The organism is Citrobacter sp. HN-141, assembly GCF_033341895.1.
Taxonomy (GTDB): domain Bacteria; phylum Pseudomonadota; class Gammaproteobacteria; order Enterobacterales; family Enterobacteriaceae; genus Citrobacter.
The window spans coordinates 1-21,917 of record NZ_JAWPBF010000005.1 but is presented as its reverse complement, the minus strand read 5'-3'; the positions used below and the strand labels follow the sequence as shown (position 1 = coordinate 21,917).

Annotated in this window: 25 protein-coding genes, 1 pseudogene and 1 other annotated feature; of the genes and pseudogenes, 7 read left to right on the top strand and 19 right to left on the bottom strand. The window is 50.8% G+C overall.

Features of this window, described 5'->3' with window-relative positions:
- Positions 1-49: 49 nt before the first annotated feature.
- The 12 genes from RYZ59_RS07630 to thrS all read right to left on the bottom strand — a co-directional run bounded on the left by RYZ59_RS07630 (position 50) and on the right by thrS (position 10,308).
- Positions 50-514 (bottom strand): NlpC/P60 family protein, encoded by a 465-nt coding sequence (locus RYZ59_RS07630; RefSeq protein WP_005120307.1) that lies wholly within the window; start codon positions 512-514, stop codon positions 50-52.
- Between the two features lie 77 nt (positions 515-591).
- Positions 592-1,341: a vitamin B12 ABC transporter ATP-binding protein BtuD gene (gene btuD / locus RYZ59_RS07625; protein WP_318045910.1), complete on the bottom strand. Its 750-nt coding sequence runs from the start codon at positions 1,339-1,341 to the stop codon at positions 592-594.
- On the bottom strand, positions 1,341-1,892 hold the full coding sequence (locus RYZ59_RS07620) for a glutathione peroxidase (protein WP_318045908.1): 552 nt from the start codon (positions 1,890-1,892) through the stop codon (positions 1,341-1,343). Before RYZ59_RS07620 ends, btuD begins: the two co-directional genes overlap by 1 nt.
- 74 nt (positions 1,893-1,966) lie before the next feature.
- A complete protein-coding gene (gene btuC, locus RYZ59_RS07615) occupies positions 1,967-2,947 on the bottom strand; it encodes a vitamin B12 ABC transporter permease BtuC (RefSeq protein ID WP_202038812.1) in 981 nt (326 codons plus the stop codon).
- Between the two features lie 120 nt (positions 2,948-3,067).
- Entirely contained in the window at positions 3,068-3,367 is a 300-nt protein-coding gene (gene ihfA / locus RYZ59_RS07610; RefSeq protein WP_003030571.1) for an integration host factor subunit alpha, read from the bottom strand.
- A gap of 4 nt (positions 3,368-3,371) precedes the next feature.
- A complete protein-coding gene (gene pheT, locus RYZ59_RS07605; RefSeq protein ID WP_318045905.1) occupies positions 3,372-5,759 on the bottom strand; it encodes a phenylalanine--tRNA ligase subunit beta in 2,388 nt (795 codons plus the stop codon).
- A gap of 15 nt (positions 5,760-5,774) precedes the next feature.
- A complete protein-coding gene (gene pheS, locus RYZ59_RS07600) occupies positions 5,775-6,758 on the bottom strand; it encodes a phenylalanine--tRNA ligase subunit alpha (RefSeq protein WP_137383362.1) in 984 nt (327 codons plus the stop codon).
- 124 nt (positions 6,759-6,882) lie between these two features.
- Positions 6,883-7,007, bottom strand: a sequence feature (Phe leader region).
- Positions 6,958-7,002 (bottom strand): pheST operon leader peptide PheM, encoded by a 45-nt coding sequence (gene pheM / locus RYZ59_RS07595; RefSeq protein ID WP_001386830.1) that lies wholly within the window; start codon positions 7,000-7,002, stop codon positions 6,958-6,960. Its footprint overlaps the feature before it by 45 nt.
- Before the next feature lie 120 nt (positions 7,008-7,127).
- Positions 7,128-7,484, bottom strand: a complete 357-nt coding sequence (rplT, locus tag RYZ59_RS07590; RefSeq protein WP_003030578.1) for a 50S ribosomal protein L20 — start codon at positions 7,482-7,484, stop codon at positions 7,128-7,130.
- 55 nt (positions 7,485-7,539) lie between these two features.
- Complete coding sequence (gene rpmI / locus RYZ59_RS07585; protein WP_003030583.1) at positions 7,540-7,737, bottom strand: 50S ribosomal protein L35; 198 nt, start codon at positions 7,735-7,737, stop codon at positions 7,540-7,542.
- A 96-nt stretch (positions 7,738-7,833) separates the two neighbouring features.
- Complete coding sequence (gene infC / locus RYZ59_RS07580; RefSeq protein WP_048997935.1) at positions 7,834-8,376, bottom strand: translation initiation factor IF-3; 543 nt, start codon at positions 8,374-8,376, stop codon at positions 7,834-7,836.
- A 3-nt stretch (positions 8,377-8,379) separates the two neighbouring features.
- Positions 8,380-10,308, bottom strand: coding sequence for a threonine--tRNA ligase (gene thrS / locus RYZ59_RS07575; RefSeq protein ID WP_040233697.1), 1,929 nt, complete (start codon positions 10,306-10,308; stop codon positions 8,380-8,382).
- Between the two features lie 303 nt (positions 10,309-10,611).
- On the opposite strand from thrS, the gene yniD reads away from it, so the two are divergent.
- The gene (gene yniD / locus RYZ59_RS07570; RefSeq protein WP_318045901.1) at positions 10,612-10,719 is read left to right on the top strand and encodes a small membrane protein YniD; all 108 of its coding nucleotides are present in this window, start codon (positions 10,612-10,614) and stop codon (positions 10,717-10,719) included.
- A 236-nt stretch (positions 10,720-10,955) separates the two neighbouring features.
- Here yniD and RYZ59_RS07565 read toward each other — a convergent pair whose 3' ends face one another.
- Complete coding sequence (locus RYZ59_RS07565; protein WP_048211874.1) at positions 10,956-11,714, bottom strand: YdiY family protein; 759 nt, start codon at positions 11,712-11,714, stop codon at positions 10,956-10,958.
- 287 nt (positions 11,715-12,001) lie between these two features.
- Here RYZ59_RS07565 and pfkB point away from each other — a divergent pair, with 287 nt between their 5' ends.
- Together pfkB and RYZ59_RS07555 are read left to right on the top strand one after the other, a co-directional pair.
- Entirely contained in the window at positions 12,002-12,931 is a 930-nt protein-coding gene (gene pfkB, locus RYZ59_RS07560) for a 6-phosphofructokinase II (protein WP_318045899.1), read from the top strand.
- Positions 12,932-13,202: 271 nt separating this feature from the next.
- Positions 13,203-14,063: a fructosamine kinase family protein gene (locus RYZ59_RS07555; protein WP_318045896.1), complete on the top strand. Its 861-nt coding sequence runs from the start codon at positions 13,203-13,205 to the stop codon at positions 14,061-14,063.
- 75 nt (positions 14,064-14,138) lie between these two features.
- Here RYZ59_RS07555 and RYZ59_RS07550 read toward each other — a convergent pair whose 3' ends face one another.
- Positions 14,139-14,675, bottom strand: a complete 537-nt coding sequence (locus RYZ59_RS07550; RefSeq protein ID WP_048211877.1) for a YniB family protein — start codon at positions 14,673-14,675, stop codon at positions 14,139-14,141.
- Positions 14,676-14,842: 167 nt separating this feature from the next.
- Here RYZ59_RS07550 and hxpB point away from each other — a divergent pair, with 167 nt between their 5' ends.
- The 4 genes from hxpB (at position 14,843) to tcyP (ending at position 18,629) form a co-directional block, all read left to right on the top strand.
- On the top strand, positions 14,843-15,511 hold the full coding sequence (gene hxpB, locus RYZ59_RS07545; RefSeq protein WP_318045892.1) for a hexitol phosphatase HxpB: 669 nt from the start codon (positions 14,843-14,845) through the stop codon (positions 15,509-15,511).
- A gap of 146 nt (positions 15,512-15,657) precedes the next feature.
- Positions 15,658-16,419, top strand: a complete 762-nt coding sequence (gene kduD / locus RYZ59_RS07540; RefSeq protein ID WP_318045891.1) for a 2-dehydro-3-deoxy-D-gluconate 5-dehydrogenase KduD — start codon at positions 15,658-15,660, stop codon at positions 16,417-16,419.
- A gap of 95 nt (positions 16,420-16,514) precedes the next feature.
- Positions 16,515-17,102 (top strand): metal-dependent hydrolase, encoded by a 588-nt coding sequence (locus RYZ59_RS07535; RefSeq protein ID WP_170974385.1) that lies wholly within the window; start codon positions 16,515-16,517, stop codon positions 17,100-17,102.
- A gap of 135 nt (positions 17,103-17,237) precedes the next feature.
- Positions 17,238-18,629, top strand: coding sequence for a cystine/sulfocysteine:cation symporter (tcyP, locus tag RYZ59_RS07530; RefSeq protein WP_137383368.1), 1,392 nt, complete (start codon positions 17,238-17,240; stop codon positions 18,627-18,629).
- Positions 18,630-18,694: 65 nt separating this feature from the next.
- Here tcyP and cedA read toward each other — a convergent pair whose 3' ends face one another.
- The 5 genes and pseudogenes from cedA to RYZ59_RS24725 form a co-directional block, all read right to left on the bottom strand.
- Positions 18,695-18,958, bottom strand: a complete 264-nt coding sequence (gene cedA, locus RYZ59_RS07525) for a cell division activator CedA (protein ID WP_071887334.1) — start codon at positions 18,956-18,958, stop codon at positions 18,695-18,697.
- Positions 18,959-19,127: 169 nt separating this feature from the next.
- On the bottom strand, positions 19,128-19,886 hold the full coding sequence (gene chbG, locus RYZ59_RS07520) for a chitin disaccharide deacetylase (protein WP_318045890.1): 759 nt from the start codon (positions 19,884-19,886) through the stop codon (positions 19,128-19,130).
- Positions 19,887-19,898: 12 nt separating this feature from the next.
- Positions 19,899-21,254 carry a 6-phospho-beta-glucosidase gene (locus RYZ59_RS07515; RefSeq protein WP_318045888.1) on the bottom strand — a complete coding sequence of 452 codons (1,356 nt, stop codon included), beginning with the start codon at positions 21,252-21,254 and terminating at the stop codon, positions 19,899-19,901.
- A gap of 123 nt (positions 21,255-21,377) precedes the next feature.
- Positions 21,378-21,839 (bottom strand): annotated as a pseudogene (gene chbR, locus RYZ59_RS07510) (transcriptional regulator ChbR); the annotation flags it as partial.
- Between the two features lie 17 nt (positions 21,840-21,856).
- Positions 21,857-21,917: IS1 family transposase (locus RYZ59_RS24725; RefSeq protein ID WP_071528444.1), on the bottom strand; the 61-nt coding region annotated here is incomplete at its 5' end.

The window sequence follows — 21,917 nt, the reverse complement described above, 5'->3', positions numbered from 1 at the left end:
AAATGTGGATGACGAGAAAGCCGCGAGCCGCTCTCGTCACCCGTCATGATTAAATTCGGCGTGCCTGCCAAAAGTTTTTACGCCAGTAGACGTTATCCAGCGAAGAACGCATCACTCCGCGACTGGTTGAAGCATGGATAAATTGATTATTGGTATCGTAAATTCCGACATGCAGACCACTTTCACCGGAACCCGTTTTAAAGAAAACCAGATCGCCGGGTAGCAAATCATCTTTATCGATCTCGGTACCAATCTTTGATTGAGTACGCGTGTCTCGCGGTAATTGAAGATCGAATTGGTCACGCATCGTCATCAACACAAATCCCGAACAATCCACCCCGCTACGGCTCATACCGCCATAGCGATAGGGAGTGCCATGCCAGGTTTGCAACTGATCGTTAAGACCCGCGATAACGGCGATAGAGTCCGACAGTCGGGCATTCGGCGCAGGAGCACGATGGCTGCTGCACCCCGCCAAAAACAATGCTGTGATGAAAAGGAGCCAAAAGCGCATTCAGGACGAATCCTCTGATTTTTATTTTTGTGTCAATTTAGCGTGGAAATTATGTGATTTTCAAGAACCCATTTAACTTAAGTGGTTGATATGAGCATTCTGTGGCCTTCAATATCCAGGCGACGGAAATTTACACCGTAGGCCAACGACAGATTGGCTGGCGTCAGCACCACATCACGCGCACCGCTCGCCAGCAGCTTTCCGCGCTTGAGCAACCACGCCTTGTGCGCATGGCGTAGCGTATGGTTAAGATCATGACTGCTCATCACAATGGCGATTCCCTGCTGACACAGCTGGCTCAACAACCTGTCCAGCGCGTTTTGTTGCGCGACATCCAGGCTATTCATCGGCTCATCCAACAACAAAAGTTGCCCATGCGGATTAGACTGCGGACTCATTTGCAGGATGACGGCCGCCAGACGCACACGTTGCCATTCCCCCCCTGAAAGCTGATTAACACCACGTCCCAGTTTATCTCCCAGCCCAAGCGCATCAGCCACCTCCTGCAGCAGGTCTGTTCGCGCTTTATCAGGCTGATGCAGCGTCAGAAAATGCCAGACAGGCATCGCAAATGGTGGATTTTGCTGTTGCGCAAGATAAGCACGATATTGCGCCAGCTTCGCTGCCGGCCAGTCACCGAGCGGTGTATCACCAAAGGTGATGATCCCTTCTCCGGTCGTCAGCCCCGCCATTCGCGCCAGCAACGTACTTTTCCCCGCGCCGTTGGGGCCCACTAAATGCAGGATCTCCCCTGCTTTAATTTCACCAGATAGCGGGCCGAGTCGGGTCGATTCCGCAACATCCTGTAGCAGCATTAATCGGGACATTAGTTGGCCAATGCAGTCTTTATAGCGTGGACAAGAATCGGGTCCTCAGGCGTCATATCAGGTGAATAACGCTGCAGCACCTGCCCATTCCGACCGACTAAGAACTTCTCGAAGTTCCACAGAATATCGTCCGGGTAGAGCGGTGCCCGGCCTTTACTCGCCATACGCGCATAAAATCCGCTATCTGCCGGTGCAACCGCAGTGGGTGCCGCATCAATCAGCTTCTGATACAACGGATGGCGGGCTTCGCCATTGACATCAATCTTACTGAACATCGGGAAGGTAACGCCCCAGGTGGTGCTGCAATACGTCTTAATCTCGTCTTCACTGCCGGGCTCCTGCCCCAGAAACTGGTTACAAGGAAATCCCAGAACGGTGAAACCCTGCCCATGCCAGGCTTTCTGCAGGTTTTCCAGTTGCTCATACTGCGGCGTTAACCCACATTTTGAGGCTACGTTGACAATTAACAGTACATTTCCGGCATACGCCTGCAATGAGGTCGCCTCGCCGTCGATGGTTGTCACTTCCGTATTAAAAAGCGTGTTTTGCATAGCATCTCCAGACCAACAGGTGAATAGTGGGATGACCCTGTTCAGCTTTTAAGCATAGACCGAACCTGCGCTTTCTAGCGCGCAGCTTTTAACAATAACCAGATAAATACCGGTGCGCCCATCGTGGCCGTCACCACGCCAATGGGTAATTCAGCCGATGCCAGTACCAGACGTGCAACGACATCAGCAAACAGTAGTGCAATTGCCCCGGCCAACGCACAGCCAGGGAGTAAAACGCGGTGATCGGTTAATCCACACAGTCGCAGAATATGAGGGATTACCAGCCCGATAAAACCAATTGCCCCCGCCAGCGCCACGCTTACACCCACCATCCATCCTGTGGCAACCACCAGCAGGTTGCGCCAGAACCATAGGGGCAGCCCCAACTGACGTGCGGAAGTCTCCCCCAGCGCCAGCATATTCATCGGCTGCGACTGGCAGCAGATCCACACCAGTACCGGAACCAATGCCACCATGAGCCAGGCCTGATGCCAGTCTACGCCACCGAAGCCGCCCATCATCCAGTACATCAACTGTCGAAGATCAAAAGAGGTGGAAAAATAGATAGCCCAGGTCATCAGCGCGCTGCAGATAATCCCCAGCGCCACGCCTGCCAACAGCAAACGACTGGTCGATAAATGTCGGCGGGCAAAACGAAGAAGAATGAGGGTGATAATCAGCGCACCAGCAATGGCGCACAGGCCTAATGCCCAGCCGGGCAATCGCCCTTGCCCCAACAGTACTGCCGCAATAAGCCCAACCCCCGCGCCATTAGACACGCCGAGTAAGCCAGGCTCCGCGAGTGGGTTTTCAAACAGCGCCTGCATCACCGCGCCAGCCAGGGCCAGTGCGGCGCCTACCAGCAATACGGCAAGCGTACGGGGCAGTCGAATTTGCCAGACGAACAGATCGCCGCGAGCGCTAAACCAATCGCCGGGAGCAATCCACTGTTCTCCTGCGCACAAACTTATCATGGTTGCCAGCAGCATCAGCACTGACAGAGACAGTATCCAGCGCACGTTTCGTCGCTGCTGTTGATGGGCGAAAGTCAGCATGTTTTCCATTCTGCTGAAAAAAGATGGGGAGATTCTACGGTGCTGATTCAGTAGTGAAAAGGAAAAAGGCCGCATAGCGGCCTTTTTAGTTATACGCGTCATACTTTGCGTATCGTTAAATCACTCTTCTTTGGGCGTTGCGTTTTCAACCCGGCTTTTTAACTTCTGCCCGGGTCTGAAGGTCACCACGCGCCGTGCTGTAATGGGAATATCTTCGCCCGTTTTCGGGTTACGTCCCGGACGTTGATTCTTATCACGCAGATCGAAGTTACCAAAACCAGAGAGTTTTACCTGCTCACCGTTTTCCAGAGCACGACGGATCTCTTCGAAAAACAGCTCGACCAGTTCTTTGGCATCCCGCTTGCTAAGCCCAAGCTTATCAAACAGATATTCTGACATTTCAGCTTTTGTAAGCGCCATAGGTTCAATCCCTCAATGATGCCTGGAATCGCTCTTTTAATGCCTCTACACATTTGGCGACGGTAGCGGCAATCTCCTCTTCTTCAAGTGTACGGCTGGTATCCTGAAGGATCAGGCTGATAGCGAGGCTCTTATAACCCTCCGCAACACCCTTACCGCGGTACACGTCAAACAAGTTTACGCCAACTACCTGATTTACGCCAACTTTCTTACATTCGGATAAAATATCCGCTGCGGGAACGTTTTCTGCCACAACAACGGCGATGTCACGGCGGTTCGCCGGGAAGCGAGAAACTTCACGCGCCTGAGGCACCACGCGGTCTGCGAGCTTATTCCACTCCAGTTCGAACACCAGAGTGCGACCGTTCAGATCCAGTTTACGTTCCAGTTCAGGATGAACAACCCCAATGAAACCAATACGTTCACCTTTCAGATAAATCGCTGCAGACTGACCCGGATGCAGAGCTGGATTCGCTTCAGCTTTGAACTGGATGTCCGCCAGTTTGCCGGTCAGGTCGAGAACCGCTTCCAGATCGCCCTTCAGATCATAGAAATCAACCGTCTCTTTCGCCAGATTCCAGTGTTCGTCATGACGGTTGCCGCAGATCACGCCCGCCAGCATCAGATCCTGACGGATCCCGAGGTTGGCCTGCGTATCCGGTACAAAACGCAAACCCGTTTCAAAAATACGCACACGGTTCTGCTGACGGTTCTGGTTGTACACTACCGTAGACAGCAAGCCGGTCCACAGAGACAGACGCATTGCTGACATATCGATAGAGATTGGGCTTGGCAGCAGCAGCGCTTCTTCACCCGGGTGCAGCAGCGACTGGACCTTAGGATCAACAAAGCTGTAGGTAATAACTTCCTGGTAGCCTTTGTCATTCAGCATGGTCTTAACACGTTTCAGCGAGAGGTCCGCTTCACGATGTTCACCCATGATAAGACCCGCCTGAATTGGCGTGTTCGGGATATTGTCGTAACCGTATACGCGGGCGACTTCTTCGACCAGGTCTTCTTCGATCTCCATATCGAAACGCCAGCTCGGCGCGACAGCCTTCCACTCGCCCTGGCCTTCAGTGACTTCACAGCCCAGACGACGCAAAATATCGCTCACCTGCTCATCCGCAATAGGATGGCCGATCAGGCGATCCAGTTTGCTACGACGCAGCGTAATGGTGGCACGCTTCGGCAACGTCGCTTCGTTGGTCACATCAATCACTGGGCCAGCTTCGCCGCCACAGATATCAATCAGCAGACGCGTTGCACGCTCCATTGCTTTGTACTGCAGTGCTGGATCGACACCACGCTCATAGCGGTGAGAAGCATCGGTATGCAGACCGTGACGACGTGCGCGGCCGGTAATAGAAAGCGGGCTGAAGAACGCACATTCCAGCAGAACGTTTTGCGTTTCATCATTCACACCAGAGTGCTCACCACCAAAGATACCCCCCATCGCCAGCGCTTTGTTGTGGTCGGCAATCACCAGCGTATCCGCACTCAGTTTTGCTTCGCTACCGTCGAGCAGGACCAGGGTTTCTCCTTCTTTCGCCATACGCACAACAATCCCGCCTTCAATGCGGTCTTTGTCGAACGCGTGCATCGGTTGACCCAGTTCAAGCAGCACATAGTTGGTCACGTCAACCACGGCATCGATGGAGCGAATACCGCAACGGCGCAGTTTCTCTTTCATCCACAGCGGGGTTGGCGCCTTAACATTGATGCCTTTTACCACGCGGCCCAGATAACGTGGGCAAGCGTCTACGGCTTCGACCTGAATCGGCAGGACGTCGCTAATGGTGGCCGCTACTGGCGCCATTTCCGGCTCAACCAGCGGAGCTTTGTTCAGCACAGCCACATCACGCGCAACACCGATAATGCCTAAGCAGTCGGCGCGGTTCGGCGTAACGCTGATTTCGATAGTGTTATCGTCAAGCTTCAGATATTCGCGGATATCGGTGCCAATTGGCGCATCGGCTGGCAGTTCGATAATACCGTTATGATCGTCGGAAATACCCAGCTCAGAAAACGAGCACAGCATGCCTTCAGACGGCTCACCACGCAGTTTCGCAGCTTTGATTTTGAAATCGCCCGGTAGAACGGCACCAACGGTTGCCACGGCCACTTTCAGCCCCTGACGGCAATTTGGTGCGCCACAGACGATATCCAGCAGGCGATCGCCGCCGACATTCACTTTGGTGACGCGCAGTTTGTCAGCGTTCGGGTGCTGAGCACACTCAACCACTTCACCCACCACTACGCCGTTGAACGCGCCGGAAACAGGCTCCACACCGTCAACTTCCAGGCCCGCCATCGTAATTTGGTTTGACAGCGCATCGCTATCAATTGCTGGGTTAACCCATTCGCGTAACCACAGTTCACTGAATTTCATTGTATTACCCTGCCTTTATTTAAACTGTTTGAGGAAACGCAGATCGTTTTCGAAGAAAGAACGCAGATCGGTAACGCCATAACGCAACATGGTCAGACGCTCCATACCCATACCGAAGGCAAAACCGGAGTAGATTTCTGGATCGATGCCAACGTTACGCAACACGTTCGGGTGAACCATCCCGCAGCCCAGGACTTCCAGCCATTTTCCGTTTTTACCCATAACGTCAACTTCCGCAGAAGGTTCAGTGAACGGGAAGTAAGAAGGACGGAAACGAACCTGCAGGTCCTCTTCAAAGAAGTTACGCAGGAAATCGTGCAGCGTACCTTTCAGGTTGGTGAAGTTGATATTGGTATCAACGATCAGGCCTTCCATCTGATGGAACATCGGGGTGTGCGTCTGATCGTAGTCGTTACGATATACACGGCCCGGCGCAATAATGCGGATCGGCGGTTGTTTTTCTTTCATGGTGCGGATCTGCACGCCGGAGGTCTGCGTACGCAGCAGACGCGTTGCGTCAAACCAGAAGGTATCGTGGTCAGCACGCGCCGGGTGGTGGCCAGGAATGTTCAGCGCGTCGAAGTTATGATAGTCATCTTCGATTTCTGGGCCCGTCGCCACGGTAAAGCCCAGCTCACCGAAGAAACTTTCAATCCTGTCGATAGTACGTGTTACCGGATGCAGTCCGCCATTTTCGATACGGCGTCCCGGCAGGGAGATATCGATAGTTTCTTCAGCCAGGCGCGCGTTCAGTGCTGCATTTTCTAATTCGGCTTTACGCGCGTTCAGCGCTTGCTGTACCTGCTCTTTGGCTTCATTGATTACCGCACCTGCTGCCGGGCGCTCTTCCGGTGGCAGCTCGCGCAGGGTTGTCATCTGAAGGGTCAGGTGCCCTTTCTTGCCCAAATATTCGACGCGGACATTGTCTAACGCGGCAACATCTGAAGCCTGGTTAATGGCGGCCGTTGCACTGGCAACCAGCTCTGCGAGATGTGACATGGTTTTCCTCGTTATGTTGCGATATTCACTAGTCGCTCGTATATACGCAAAATCATTCAAGTTGTATCAACGCGGCAAAAGAGCGAATGCAGCCAACACAGAGACAACTTGAAGGATGACGCGTATAAAAAAAGCCTCCACCAGGGAGGCTTTTAGGCGCTGTTTTCCGTTTCTTCTTTCACGCGCAAGCCTCCTGAGTTCAGGTGCTAAAGTAAAAGAAGAAGCGGAAAATAGCAGCATTCATGCTTGCGTTACCTTGTGTGGTAAAAACCGGACAACCTGTATTGAAAAGGCTTACGGATAAATTGTCAACCAATTGATTGAACTACAAATAAAAGAGAGGGAGCCAGGCTCCCTCTTTTCACCGGCTTATGCCAGAGCTGCTTTCGCTTTTTCGACCAGAGCGGTGAACGCTACTTTGTCGAATACTGCGATGTCAGCCAGGATCTTACGGTCGATTTCAACAGAGGCTTTTTTCAGGCCGTTGATGAATTTGCTGTAAGAAATACCGTTCTGACGTGCTGCTGCGTTGATACGCGCAATCCACAGTTGACGGAACTGACGCTTTTTCTGACGACGGTCACGATAAGCGTACTGACCAGCTTTGATAACAGCCTGGAAGGCAACGCGGTATACGCGAGAACGCGCACCGTAGTAGCCTTTAGCTTGTTTCAAAATTTTCTTGTGACGTGCACGGGCAACTACACCACGTTTTACGCGAGCCATATGTGCTCTCCTGTTTCTATATTCTTAGTAAAAAAATGAATTAAACGTTAACGGCTTATGCGTACGGCAGGCACGCGATAACCAGACCCAGATCGCCTTTAGACACGAGGCCTTTTGGACGCAGGTGACGTTTACGCTTAGTAGATTTTTTGGTCAGAATATGACGCAGGTTTGCGTGCTTACGCTTAAATCCACCACCACCGGTTTTTTTGAAACGCTTAGCAGCACCGCGTACGGTCTTAATTTTTGGCATTTTAATAACTTCCACTTCGCATTGTTAATAAACGAAACGTAGGCGAACAACGGCTGTGGAACCCGCAGGCTCCACAGACATTGCTACTTGAAGGCCTTACTGTTTCTTCTTAGGAGCGAGCACCATGATCATCTGACGGCCTTCGATCTTCGTTGGGAAGGATTCGACTACTGCCAGTTCACTCAGATCGTCACGGACGCGGTTGAGCACTTCCATACCGATCTGTTGGTGGGCCATCTCACGACCGCGAAAACGCAGTGTGATCTTAGCCTTATCGCCATCTTCCAGAAAGCGTACCAGGCTGCGGAGTTTTACCTGGTAATCGCCATCGTCGGTGCCAGGACGGAATTTAATTTCCTTAACCTGGATAACTTTTTGCTTTTTCTTCTGTTCCTTAGAAGACTTACTCTTTTCATAAAGGAACTTGCCGTAGTCCATAATACGACAAACTGGCGGTTCGGCGTTAGGGCTGATTTCAACTAAATCTACTCCAGCTTCTTCAGCCTTTTCGATCGCTTCTCTCAGACTCACAATACCCAAAGCTTCGCCTTCCAGACCTGTTAAGCGAACTTCCAGGGCGCGAATCTCGCCATTGATACGATTCGGACGTGCCGTTTGAACTCGTTTTCCGCCTTTAATACCTTATTCCTCCAGTTGTTGAAGACTGCGGCTGCGAATCTCTTGTTGCAGCTTCTCAATCACTTCATTTACGTCTAGGCTGCCCAAGTCTTTGCCACGACGGGTGCGCACGGCAACTTTGCCTGCTTCTACCTCTTTGTCGCCACAGACCAACATGTAAGGGACACGACGTAAAGTGTGCTCGCGGATTTTAAAGCCAATCTTCTCATTTCTCAAGTCTGCTTTTACACGAATGCCCGCATTTTGTAGTTTCTGCGTTAATTCGTTAACGTATTCAGACTGAGAATCGGTGATGTTCATGACCACAACCTGAACCGGCGCAAGCCAGGTCGGGAAGAAGCCAGCGAACTCTTCGGTCAGGATACCGATGAAACGTTCCATCGACCCAAGAATTGCGCGGTGAATCATAACCGGCACCTGACGCTCGTTGTTTTCGCCAACATAAGAGGCGCTTAAACGGGACGGCAGGGAGAAGTCCAGCTGTACAGTACCGCACTGCCATGCACGATCGAGGCAGTCATACAGGGTAAATTCAATTTTCGGACCGTAGAACGCGCCCTCACCCAGTTGGAACTCAAACGGGATGTTGTTTTCTTCCAGCGCAACGGCCAGGTCAGCTTCAGCACGGTCCCACATTTCATCGCTGCCGATACGTTTTTCGGGGCGAGTGGACAGTTTGACAACGATTTTCTCGAAGCCAAAAGTGCTGTACATATCGTAGACCATACGAATGCACGCGTTAACTTCATCACGAATCTGCTCTTCAGTACAGAAGATATGTGCATCATCCTGAGTGAAGCCACGAACACGCATCAGACCGTGCAGCGCACCTGACGGCTCGTTACGGTGACAGCTACCAAATTCAGCCATACGCAACGGCAGATCGCGATAGGATTTCAGACCCTGATTAAAGATCTGCACGTGGCCTGGGCAGTTCATTGGCTTAATGCAGTATTCACGGTTCTCAGAAGAGGTGGTGAACATCGCATCTTTGTAGTTATCCCAGTGACCTGTTTTTTCCCACAGCACGCGGTCCATCATGAACGGACCTTTCACTTCCTGATACTGGTATTCTTTCAGTTTTGAACGAACGAATACTTCCAGTTCACGGAAGATAGTCCAGCCATCGTTGTGCCAGAACACCATACCCGGTGCTTCTTCCTGCATATGATACAGGTCAAGCTGTTTACCGATTTTGCGGTGATCGCGTTTGGCCGCTTCTTCCAGACGTTGCAGGTAGGCATTCAGGGCTTTTTTATCGGCCCATGCAGTACCATAAATACGCTGCAGCATCTTGTTGTTACTGTCGCCGCGCCAGTATGCCCCTGCGGTCTTCATCAGCTTGAAGTGATGGCAGAAACGCATGTTCGGCACGTGCGGGCCGCGGCACATATCGACGTATTCTTCATGATGATACAAGCCAGGCTTGTCATCATGGGCAATGTTTTCATCAAGAATAGAGACTTTATAGGTCTCACCACGCTTCACGAAGGTTTCGCGCGCTTCGTACCAGCTGACTTTCTTCTTAATGACATCGTAGTTTTTCTCAGCGAGCTCGTGCATCCGCTTCTCGAGCGCGTCGACATCTTCCTGGGTTAACGTACGGTCAAGATCGATATCGTAGTAAAAACCGTTGTCAACAACCGGTCCGATCGCCATTTTGGTGTTCGGCCAAAGTTGTTTGATCGCATGCCCTAACAGGTGCGCACAAGAGTGACGAATGATCTCCAGACCTTCTTCATCCTTCGCGGTGATGATGGAGAGTTTCGCATCATGCTCAATCAGATCGGAAGCATCTACCAGCTCACCGTTAACACGGCCAGCAATAGTCGCTTTCGCCAGACCTGGACCGATGTCCAGCGCAACATCCATGGGGCTTACAGCGTGGTCGTAATGGCGTTGGCTGCCATCAGGAAGAGTAATAACAGGCATGTTATATCCTTATTTGCAGTGGTGACCCACACGTAAGATCACATACAAAGATTCAATATTTAAAATTATCAAAAAGGCGTGGGCTGATTCCCGCTTCACTCTGCGAAATATGTCACAGGTCACCTGACTGGCAACACTGGACCTACACCCGCTTTTTGATAACACCGTTTGACAGTGTACACGGCATTACGGGCCGATCAAAGCAACAATCAATGCGCTTTCCATGATGTAAATCAATTCACGGACACCCTTCCCTCTTTGTTACACTAAGTAGAATGGTCTGACCTGGGCAGGAAAAGAACAATGTCAACAAATCGCTTTGCAAAAAAACACGGGAAGATGGTTGTAATACTGCTGGTTATTTGTGTGGCAATGTTGATGCTACGTTGGGCAGCCATGATCTGGGGATAAATGTCAGAACCACAATGCTCACCGGAGCAGGTATATTCTACAGAGCGTTAATTGTGTTTAATGATGATGATAGTGGTGGCATCCCATTTTCGGGGCAGATTATTTATGCACTAAATTGAAAGCGTCTAAAAATGCGGAATGCCAGAAAAGCATCAAAAATAAAGCGCGGTCAGGATAATAAAAATACTAAACGTTAATTTATCAAAGCCGGGCCATTTAACTGACCCGGCTAACTATTACATACGATAGCCGAGCGAAAGCGTCGTGCGGCGATCGGTATGCTCCGGCGCGGTTGCCGGCGGTTCGGAGTTCCAGGTCACGTTGTACGCGACCTTCAATCCAAAGTGTTCGTTGATAGCAACATTCAAGGCCGTTTCAGAATTCAGCGTTGTATCATCGGCACCAAATACCGACACACCCTGCGTAAACTTGGTGTTGTCCGTCATCTGCCACGCATACGCCCCGGACGCATAACCTAACGGCTGCGTTTCAGTGGTGCCATCAGTGTGCTCGTCATAACGTACACCAGGACCGAATTCAAAGCGGAAACTGTGCACCGGTCCATTAAGAAACTGGCGACCATAACCGGCCGTTAGCACGTCACGCTCACGATATCCGTTATAACGGTCTGTTAACCAACTGGCCTGACCAAAGAGATAGTCATAGTCAGTCATGTTGTAACGACTACGACCACCTACAGCATATTTCTCAGATGAACGCTCATCATTTGAGGAAGTGTTGCTGGCATTTCCCCACAGAGACCACGCCGTAGATTGACCATACCAGGTCATGGTGGTGTCGGCGGTTAAAGAAGAACTTTTTGTGTTGCCTGACTGGGCAAGATATCCCGCGTTCAGGTTACCTTCAAAGGGTTTTTTCGCGCTGGAAGGGTCATCCATGACAGTAAAAACGGAATCATCGGCGGCGGCATGCATTGACGCAAACACGCACCCCGTCAGCAATACTGCTGCGGGCACTGTCTTCAAAAGCTTCATTTATAAAGAGTCCGTACAACAAAAAAAGAGACCATAACGGTCTCGGAAACTTTCATGTGGATCAATGACAAAAGACCCTTGAAAGGTAACAAATTATAAAAAGACTCGAATAACATAGCAATAAATTCTTATTTCATTTTTTGAATAAGAGAGTTCCTAATCCTTTATTTTATTTATATATCTTTGGCACGAGAATTTTAAATAAAGCTGCGAGAAATCATGTTGTTAATTACTTCACTTTCGTGGCGTTAAGTGCCAGACTGGGGTCAGCCTAACAGGAGGTAAAGATGGTACGTATCTATACGTTAACACTTGCGCCCTCTCTCGATAGCGCAACAATCACGCCACAAATCTACCCCGAAGGTAAACTTCGCTGTACCTCACCGGTTTTTGAACCTGGCGGCGGAGGCATCAACGTTGCCCGCGCCATTGCACATCTTGGAGGAACCGCAACGGCTATCTTCCCGGTCGGAGGTGCGACCGGCGAGCACTTAGTTTCTTTACTTGCCGACGAAAATGTTCCCGTCTCGACTATCGTGGCCAAAGACTGGACCCGACAAAATCTCCATGTCCACGTCGAATCCAGCGGCGAGCAGTATCGTTTTGTCATGCCCGGTGCCGCGCTGACTGATGACGAATTCTACCAACTGCAGGATCAGGTACTGGAAATTGAATCGGGTGCGATACTGGTCATTAGCGGCAGTTTGCCGCCAGGTGTTCAAATAGAAAAACTGACCCGGCTCATCACCACCGCACAAAAACAGGGCATTCGCTGCATTGTCGATAGCTCCGGTGAGGCGCTGACGGCGGCATTAGCCATCGGCGGTATCGAACTGGTAAAACCCAACCTCAAAGAATTGAGTGCGCTGGTAAAGCGCGAACTCACACAACCCGATGATGTCCGCAAAGCGGCACAGGAGATTGTACAAAGCGGCAAAGCGCTTCGCGTTGTGGTCTCTCTTGGGCCACAAGGGGCATTGGGCGTCAATCAAGAAACGTGCGTCCAGGTCGTTCCTCCGCCGGTGAAAAGCCAAAGTACCGTTGGCGCAGGCGACAGTATGGTCGGCGCGATGACGTTGAAACTGGCAGAAAATGCCCCGTTTGAAGAGATTGTGCGTTTTGGCGTCGCTGCGGGTAGCGCAGCAACGCTGAATCAGGGCACACGGCTGTGCGCATTGGACGATACGCAAAAAATATATTCGTATCTTACCCGATGATGACACCATCCCCCTTATCAGGCATTAAGGGGGATTTACCGACAAAACTGTCGGCATGCGTATTATGCGTCTATGATAAAAAATCACGTGATTACAAAGAAGTGAATCATGTTAAACCGAACGTCGCAATTTCTCAGGGAGGTATGGAAGAACGACATACAATAAGTGCCTTTCCAGCGATGACGCGTCTACGGTGTGCGTCAGTTCGTGTTTTTTTACCGCATTCTTGCGCTAACCTTATGATCTGGCAGACAACATGGGGAGAGACATCATGTGGCAGGTTATCAGTCGTCTTTTAAGCGAGCAATTAGGTGAAGGCGAAATCGAACTGCGTAATGAACTGCCCGGCGGAGAGATCCACGCCGCATGGCATTTACGCTATGCGGGGCGCGATTTTTTCGTCAAATGTGATGAAAGAGAGCTGTTGTCTGGCTTTACGGCGGAGGCCGACCAGTTAGAACTGCTTTCCCGAAGTCAAACCGTCTCTGTTCCCAAAGTCTGGGCAGTGGGTGCCGACAGAGATTACAGTTTTCTGGTAATGGATTTTCTCCCTCCCCGCCCGCTTGATGCCCACAACGCGTTTATCCTCGGACAACAACTTGCACATTTGCATGAATGGAGCGATCAGCCACAGTTCGGCCTCGACTTCGATAATGCGCTCTCCACTACACCGCAACCCAATGCCTGGCAGCGTCGCTGGTCAACCTTCTTCGCCGAACAACGCATCGGCTGGCAACTGGAACTTGCGGCGGAAAAAGGCATCGCGTTTGGCAATATTGACGCCATTGTCGATCATGTTCAGCAACGACTCTCCTCCCATCAGCCACAGCCTTCTCTCCTGCACGGCGATTTGTGGTCGGCAAACTGTGCACTCGGACCGAATGGCCCCTACATTTTTGACCCTGCCTGTTACTGGGGCGACAGAGAGTGCGATCTGGCAATGTTGCCGTTACATACCGATCAGCCACCGCAGATTTATGACGGTTATCAGTCTGTCTCGCCGCTACCGTTAGATTTTCTCGACAGGCAGCCTATCTATCAGCTGTATACGTTGCTTAATCGGGCAATTCTGTTTGGCGGGCAGCACCTGGTGGTGGCGCAAAAAGCGATGGAAAGGTTACTGGCGGCTTAACGTACAGATAGCCCGAAGGCGGCTTTGTTTATCAGGCCTGATGCTTCACACAGTCCAGGCCTGATAATATCGGACTTACAAAAAGCCCAGTAATGAAAAGAAGAAATAGCCGATCACGATAACGATCACCGGCAAAATGTAGAGCGGGAAGATTTGTAAAAAGATCGTATGGTGTGGCACGACAATACGCGACTCAATTTGCTCACGCGATAACCCTTCACTGCCTTTTGCCTGTTCCAGAATCAACTGATCTTCAACGCCCTCGCGTAAAAAACGCGCCTGACGACTCATTCTGGCGCCAGAGTCCTGCAATGCCAGACCGATGAATATCAGAATGAAAATCAACCAAAAAACAAGATTCAGTCCGGTCTGAAAATCCGGTGTCGGCGAGTTATACCAAAACAGGTTAAGAAACGGCGTATTTACCCGCATCATGTCGATCATCACATGGGCAAAATCGAGCATTACTGCATTAATCCCTTCCTGCTTTTCGCTGTGCGCGTACATAAACTTCAGTACTGAAACCAGTGTTGAAATCAGCGCCGGAATGAAAATCACCCATCCCAGCAACCTTTTCAAGACAGCAATGCGTCCAGCTTGTTGATACGTCATGAGTTCCCCTTGATAAAGACGTGTCATTTTGGCCTAAGTTTACCCGTTGATAACCGTTTTCGCCTGATCTTTAAAGGCGGTATACTGCCAAATTAGCCATAATGAACGCTTAGAGCTCGTTCTGGTGGGCTCTTAATCCCTGTTATCACCCTAAAGGAGAGGTTGTGATGTCAACCCCGCGTCAAATTCTTGCTGCAATTTTCGATATGGATGGATTACTGGTCGATTCAGAACCGCTCTGGGATCAGGCCGAACTGGATGTGATTGCAAGTTTAGGCGTAGATATCACCCGCCGCCATGAACTTCCCGACACGCTTGGTTTACGTATCGATATGGTTGTTGATCTTTGGTTTGCACAGCAACCTTGGAAAGGCCCCTCTCGTCAGGAGGTGACGGAGCGCATCATTACACGGGCCATTGCGCTGGTAGAAGAAACACGCCCCCTGTTGCCGGGCGTACGTGAAGCTGTGGCACTGTGCAAATCTCAGGGAATCAAAGTTGGACTGGCCTCCGCATCACCGCTGCATATGCTGGAAAAAGTGCTGACCATGTTTGATCTGCGCGATAGCTTTGACGCGCTGGCCTCGGCAGAAAAATTACCTTACAGCAAACCGCACCCGCAGGTTTACCTCGATTGTGCCCAGAAGCTGGGGGTATCCCCGTTATCTTGTGTCGCACTGGAAGATTCTGTGAACGGGATGATTGCGTCGAAAGCAGCGCGAATGCGCTCAATTGTTGTCCCCGCTCATGAAAATCAGGATGATCCCCGTTTTGTGCTTGCCGACGTTAAACTGGCCTCGTTGACGGAGCTCACTGCCGGGCATCTTCACGGTTAATCTCCCGCCGGGCAATGACCATATTGCCCATTTTTTGCCCTCTCAATATTTTTAAAACACAGTTTCATTTTAATTGTATTTTTGTTCAACCTCTTCTATTCTTCTCCTATTGCAAGGCATTAACAGTAAAAATAGCTGAGGTGAACATGGTTCTGGACGCGTTTCGTCTTGAGGGTAAAGTCGCAATCGTCACCGGTTGTGATACCGGACTTGGACAAGGTATGGCCCTGGCGCTGGCTGAAGCCGGATGTGACGTGGTTGGCGTAAACCGCAAAATCCCGCATGACACCGAGGAAAAAATCACCGCAGTTGGTCGGCGTTTTATGGCTATCCAGGCCGACCTCAGCCAACAGGAGGCACTGTCCGGCATAGTGACGCAAACTGTGGCGGCATTCGGTCGGGTCGATATTCTGGTCAACAATGCAGGTACGATTCGTCGCCAGGACGCGCTGGATTTTAGTGAAAAAGACTGGGATGACGTAATGAATCTGAATCTCAAGTCTGTTTTCTTTCTGTCGCAGGCGGTGGCGCGTCAGTTCCTGGCGCAGGGTAACGGCGGTAAAATTATCAATATTGCCTCAATGCTCTCTTTTCAGGGGGGAATCCGCGTGCCGTCCTACACCGCATCGAAAAGCGGCGTGCTGGGGATCACCCGCCTGCTGGCTAATGAGTGGGCGGCTCAGGGAATTAATGTCAATGCCATCGCACCAGGTTATATGGCGACCAATAATACGCAGCAGTTGCGTGAAGACAGTACGCGTAATCAGCAAATCGTCGATCGCATTCCCGCGGGGCGCTGGGGAACGCCGGATGACGTGCAAGGCCCGGTTGTTTTTCTCGCCAGCCAGGCTTCTGATTATATTAATGGTTACACGCTTGCCGTGGACGGCGGTTGGTTGGCGCGTTAATCGTGCATTTGTGACAAAGGGTTACAACGTCACCTCTTCCGCCTACTGTATAAAACCCCTATACTGTATGAATTGACAGTTTATTGGGTTTTATCATGACGGCGGAAGGCCACCTTCTTTTTTCTATTGCCTGTGCGGTATTTGCCAAAAATGCCGAGCTGACCCCCGTTCTTGCTCAGGGTGATTGGTGGCATATTGTGCCTTCGGCCATTCTAACGTGTCTGCTGCCCGATATCGATCACCCGAAATCCCTGCTTGGGCAGCGGCTGAAGTGGATATCAAAGCCTATTGCCCGGGCATTTGGCCATCGCGGTTTTACGCATAGCCTGCTGGCGGTCTTTGCCCTGCTGGCCACATTTTACCTGAAAGTTCCGGATAGCTGGATAATCCCGGCCGATGCGCTACAAGGGATGGTGTTGGGCTATCTCAGTCACATACTGGCCGATATGCTGACCCCGGCAGGCGTTCCCCTGCTTTGGCCCTGTCGCTGGCGCTTTCGTCTGCCCATCCTCGTCCCGCAGAAGGGAAATCAGCTGGAGCGCTTTTTGTGCATGGCGCTGTTTGCCTGGGCCATCTGGATGCCTCAGACGATGCCGGAAAACAGCGCAGTGCGCTGGTCATCGCAGATGATTAACACGCTACAGATGCAGTTTAATCGGTTTATAAAACACCAGGCTGATTAATAAAACAGCCAAAATGTCATTTTAGGTATAAACAATTCCATTTGAATATAAGAGGCAAGTCACAGTTCTGCTAATCTTGCGCCAACAGAATCACCATTGCATGGTGATACGCATAATAAGATCAGGAGAACGGGGATGAACTTTCCATTAATCGCGAACATTATCGTGTTCGTAGTACTGCTGTTCGTGCTGGCGCAAGCCCGCCACAAACAGTGGAGTCTGGCCAAAAAAGTACTGGTCGGTCTGGTCATGGGCGTGGTGTTTGGTCTCGCCCTGCACACCATTTACGGGTCCGACAGCCAGGTACTGAAAGATTCCGTTCAGTGGTTTAACATTGTCGGCAACGGTTACGTACAACTGCTGCAAATGATTGTCATGCCGCTGGTTTTTGCCTCTATTCTCAGTGCCGTTGCGCGTCTGCACAACGCCTCTCAGTTGGGCAAAATTAGTTTCCTCACTATCGGAACGCTGCTGTTTACCACGCTGATCGCCGCGCTGGTGGGTGTTCTGGTGACGAACCTGTTTGGTCTGACCGCTGAAGGGCTGGTGCAAGGCGGCGCTGAAACCGCACGCCTGACCGCCATTGAAACCAATTATGTGGGTAAAGTTGCCGACCTCAGCGTGCCGCAGTTGGTGCTGTCGTTTATCCCGAAAAACCCATTTGCCGATCTTACGGGTGCAAACCCGACGTCGATTATCAGCGTCGTTATTTTCGCGGCCTTCCTGGGCGTTGCGGCACTTAAACTGCTGAAAGATGATGCGCCAAAAGGCGAGCGCGTATTAACGGCTATCGATACCCTGCAGAGCTGGGTGATGAAGCTGGTTCGTCTGGTGATGCAACTGACTCCGTACGGTGTTCTGGCGCTGATGACCAAAGTGGTTGCCGGTTCCAATCTGCAGGACATCATCAAGCTGGGTAGCTTCGTCGTTGCTTCGTATCTCGGTCTGGGCATTATGTTCGTCGTACACGGCATCCTGCTGGGTATTAACGGCGTTAGCCCACTGAAATACTTCCGCAAAGTCTGGCCAGTACTGACTTTCGCCTTCACCAGCCGCTCCAGCGCCGCTTCTATTCCACTGAACGTCGAAGCGCAAACCCGTCGTCTGGGCGTCCCTGAGTCCATCGCCAGCTTTGCCGCCTCTTTTGGCGCAACGATTGGTCAAAACGGTTGTGCGGGTCTGTACCCGGCGATGCTCGCCGTGATGGTGGCACCCACTGTCGGCATTAACCCGCTGGACCCAATGTGGATTGCCACGCTGGTGGGTATCGTGACCGTCAGTTCCGCAGGGGTTGCGGGTGTGGGCGGTGGCGCGACCTTCGCGGCACTGATCGTACTGCCTGCCATGGGTCTGCCGGTCACACTGGTTGCTCTGTTGATCTCTGTTGAACCGCTGATCGATATGGGCCGTACTGCACTGAACGTTAGCGGTTCCATGACCGCGGGTACGCTTACCAGCCAATGGCTGAAACAGACCGATAAAACAATTCTGGACAGCGACGATCACGCCGAACTGGCGCATCGCTAAAAACCTGTCTGCGCAAAACAAAAAACCGCCGGTGAGTTACTCCCCGGCGGTTTTTTTATATCCGATTAATCGCTCAGCTCGTTTTCCTGGCGAATCTGGTTAGCCCAGCGCTGTGCCGACTCCGGAACCGTAAATGCAGGCGAACGCTGAAACGCCTCCCCCATTAAGACAAAAGCGACATATTTTCCGCGCAGTATCCATACGTCACGAAACGCATCCATTTTCACCGCATGCTCTGGTGGAGCGGGCTCCACGCGAGGAACATAGCTGATAACCGGACGATTTTGTTGGCGAAGAGGTTTCATAATCAGTTGCTTCACTAAAGACAAATTCTAAAAATCTGAAAAACGCTATCTTAGCTGATTTTACCCCCGGACGGTGCAAAAACAGTGAATTCGTGAAGTGGGTGGCGATAACGGGGGGAACAGACAGGTTACAGCAATCATCAATGACGCAGACAAAAAAATGCGGCGCACCAACGCGCCGCCAACTCAGGAATTAAACGTTCAGAAAACTGCCAAGACGATAACCGCGCTCCGCAATAGCGTATTTCAATGACGAAGACGTCAGTACGTCAAGCTCAGTTAAGCGGGGGTAACAGTAGGCACTTTGTCGAATGATGTCATCGATAAACGCCGGATGACACATCACTTCCAGCGAGGACTCTCCCCGGTCTGCGGACGCATCCAGCGTCTGCAAAAACAGGGCCTCAGAAATCGCGTCGCCATAAAACTCGCTGCTAAATCCCTGGGAGGTACGCAACGTTTCCGGTAAATCAGACGCCTGGAACACCGTCTGCCGATCGATCCGCAACGCCACCCCCTTCTCCGCGGCAAAACTGGCGACAATCGGGAAAATCTGCGGGAACATATGCACGTGGTGATGACTATCCAGGTGCGTCGGTTCCCGCCCGAACAGGTCAATAAAATGCTGATACTGTGCAGCCAGCTCCTGAGAAATCTCTTCCAGCGGCAACGTCTCTTCCTCTGCCATCTGCCAGATCCATTTCCCTAACACACCGTCACGCGTCAGACCCGGCATCGCCGTTAACGGTTTGCCGAGCGTCAGGACAAAGTGCATCCCAACGGCAAGCTCCGGTATATCGCGACTAAGCTGTACCGCATGCTCTATCGCCTCGCCATTCACCAGAGCCGTGGTTGAGGTGACAATGCCATTGCGACAGGCTTCAACAATGCCGTAGTTTTGTCCTTTGCTCAGGCCAAAATCATCCGCATTCACAATCAGTACGCGTTCCATAGCCAACCTCAGTTAGTGTTGTTCGCTTTTAAGCTTCTCGATGCATCCGGCGAAATTTGGCAGCCATTTTTCATGCGCCAGGATCAGCTCGCGGGCTAGAATTTCAGCATCAGTATCTGAATGCACCAGTGGACTCAGGTTTAACGCCAGCAGTACATCATTCAACTCGCCGCTCAGTGCTGCGTTGCTCGCCGCCACTTCAAAACCTTTAATGGTATAGATAAGGCCCAGGACCTTTTCATCGAAATGGGTGATACGTGGGTGCGGCGTTGCACCATTGTGTCCCAGCGTGCAGGTCATCTCAACGGCCCAGTCCGCAGGAATATTATCAACATGGCCATGATGAGGAATGTTGACGTAATGTTCGGTTTGTTTGTCGTTGTAGATAGCATTGATGACTTCACACGCGGCATCAGAGTAATAAGCCCCGCCACGCTGTTCCAGCTCTTTCGGCTTAACATTCAGCTCAGGATTTTTATACAGATCAAACAGTTGCTTCTCAACTTTCTGTACTACCTGTGCGCGTGCGCCACCTTTGTAATATTCGCCCATTTCAATCGCCAGCATCTCTTTTGGCTTGAAGTAGTACAGCAAATACGAGCACGGCAGCAGTTTCAGTGAACGAATCAGCCCTTCACTGAACGGCAGATCAAAGATGTTCTTCACGCCAGAGGCTTTCAACTGACCCGACGCTACGCCGTCCAGCAATTCATCAAAACGTGACACACCGTTGACCAGAACATCCTTAATGAAGACCATATGGTTCAGACCAAACAGATCGATGGATAAATCATCACTCTGTTTCAGCGCCAGGACGTCGCTGATAAACATCTTCATACCGATTGGAATATTGCACACGCCGATAAACTTCTTGAAGTTAGTATGGCGATAGACCGCTTCAGTTACCATGCCAGCCGGGTTAGTGAAGTTAATCACCCACGCATTCGGGCACAGTTCTTCCACATCCTTCACAATGTCAAAGATCACCGGAATGGTACGTAGTCCTTTAAACAGGCCTCCAGCACCGTTAGTTTCCTGCCCCAGATAGCCATGGCTCAAAGGGATACGTTCATCCTGTTCACGGGCCTTAAGTTGTCCTACGCGCAACTGCGTGGTGACAAAATCAGCATCTTTCAGCGCTTCTCGGCGATCCAGCGTTTTGTACACTTTCATCGGGACGCCAGCTTTATCAATCATGCGCTGGCAGAGGTCAAAAATAATGTCCAGCTTCTCTTTACCACCGTCGACATCCACCAGCCACAATTCAGAGACCGGTAATTCATGATAACGCTTAATAAAGCCTTCAAGTAATTCAGGGGTGTAGCTGCTCCCGCCACCGATAGTGACGACTTTTAATTTCTGGCTCATAATTTCTCCCTTCAGTGTAAAAACACTGACACGTATTATGCTCAACCCATTCGTCAGGTATAGCGTGGTAATCCCAGCGCTATTTTGGGCAAGCTATAAAAATTGGTTATTGGTAAATAAAATTTACTGATTAAATTCCGTTAATTTCTTACGGTAGCTATTTGGTGTAAACGACGTCAGCTTTTTAAACGTTTTAATAAACAGGCTCGGACTACTGTAACCAGACTCATAGGCAATATCAGTTACAGAATAGTTAGTCATTTCCAGCTGTTTCTTAGCAAAATTAATGCGGATTTCATTAATAATCTGCATTGGCGTTTTACTGTAATAACGCTGGGTTGCACGGGTCAGATACTCCTGGGATTTTGCGGACAGGTGTACCATATTTTCCAGCGCATTTTCGCTGAACTTCCTTTTGTCATGCATGCTTTCCACGGTAGTTTTAAGCCATTGTGGAATATCATCCAGCACCTGTTCTTCCCGATGATGTCGTAACCGATTAATAATATAGAAGGTGACCACTTCTACAAATTCATCCAGTCCGCTTTCACGAAAGTTCAGTGATGCTATAACCGTTTCGATGTAGGGGTAATGACTCCAACTTATTGATAGTGTTTTATGTTCAGATAATGCCCGATGACTTTGTCATGCAGCTCCACCGAT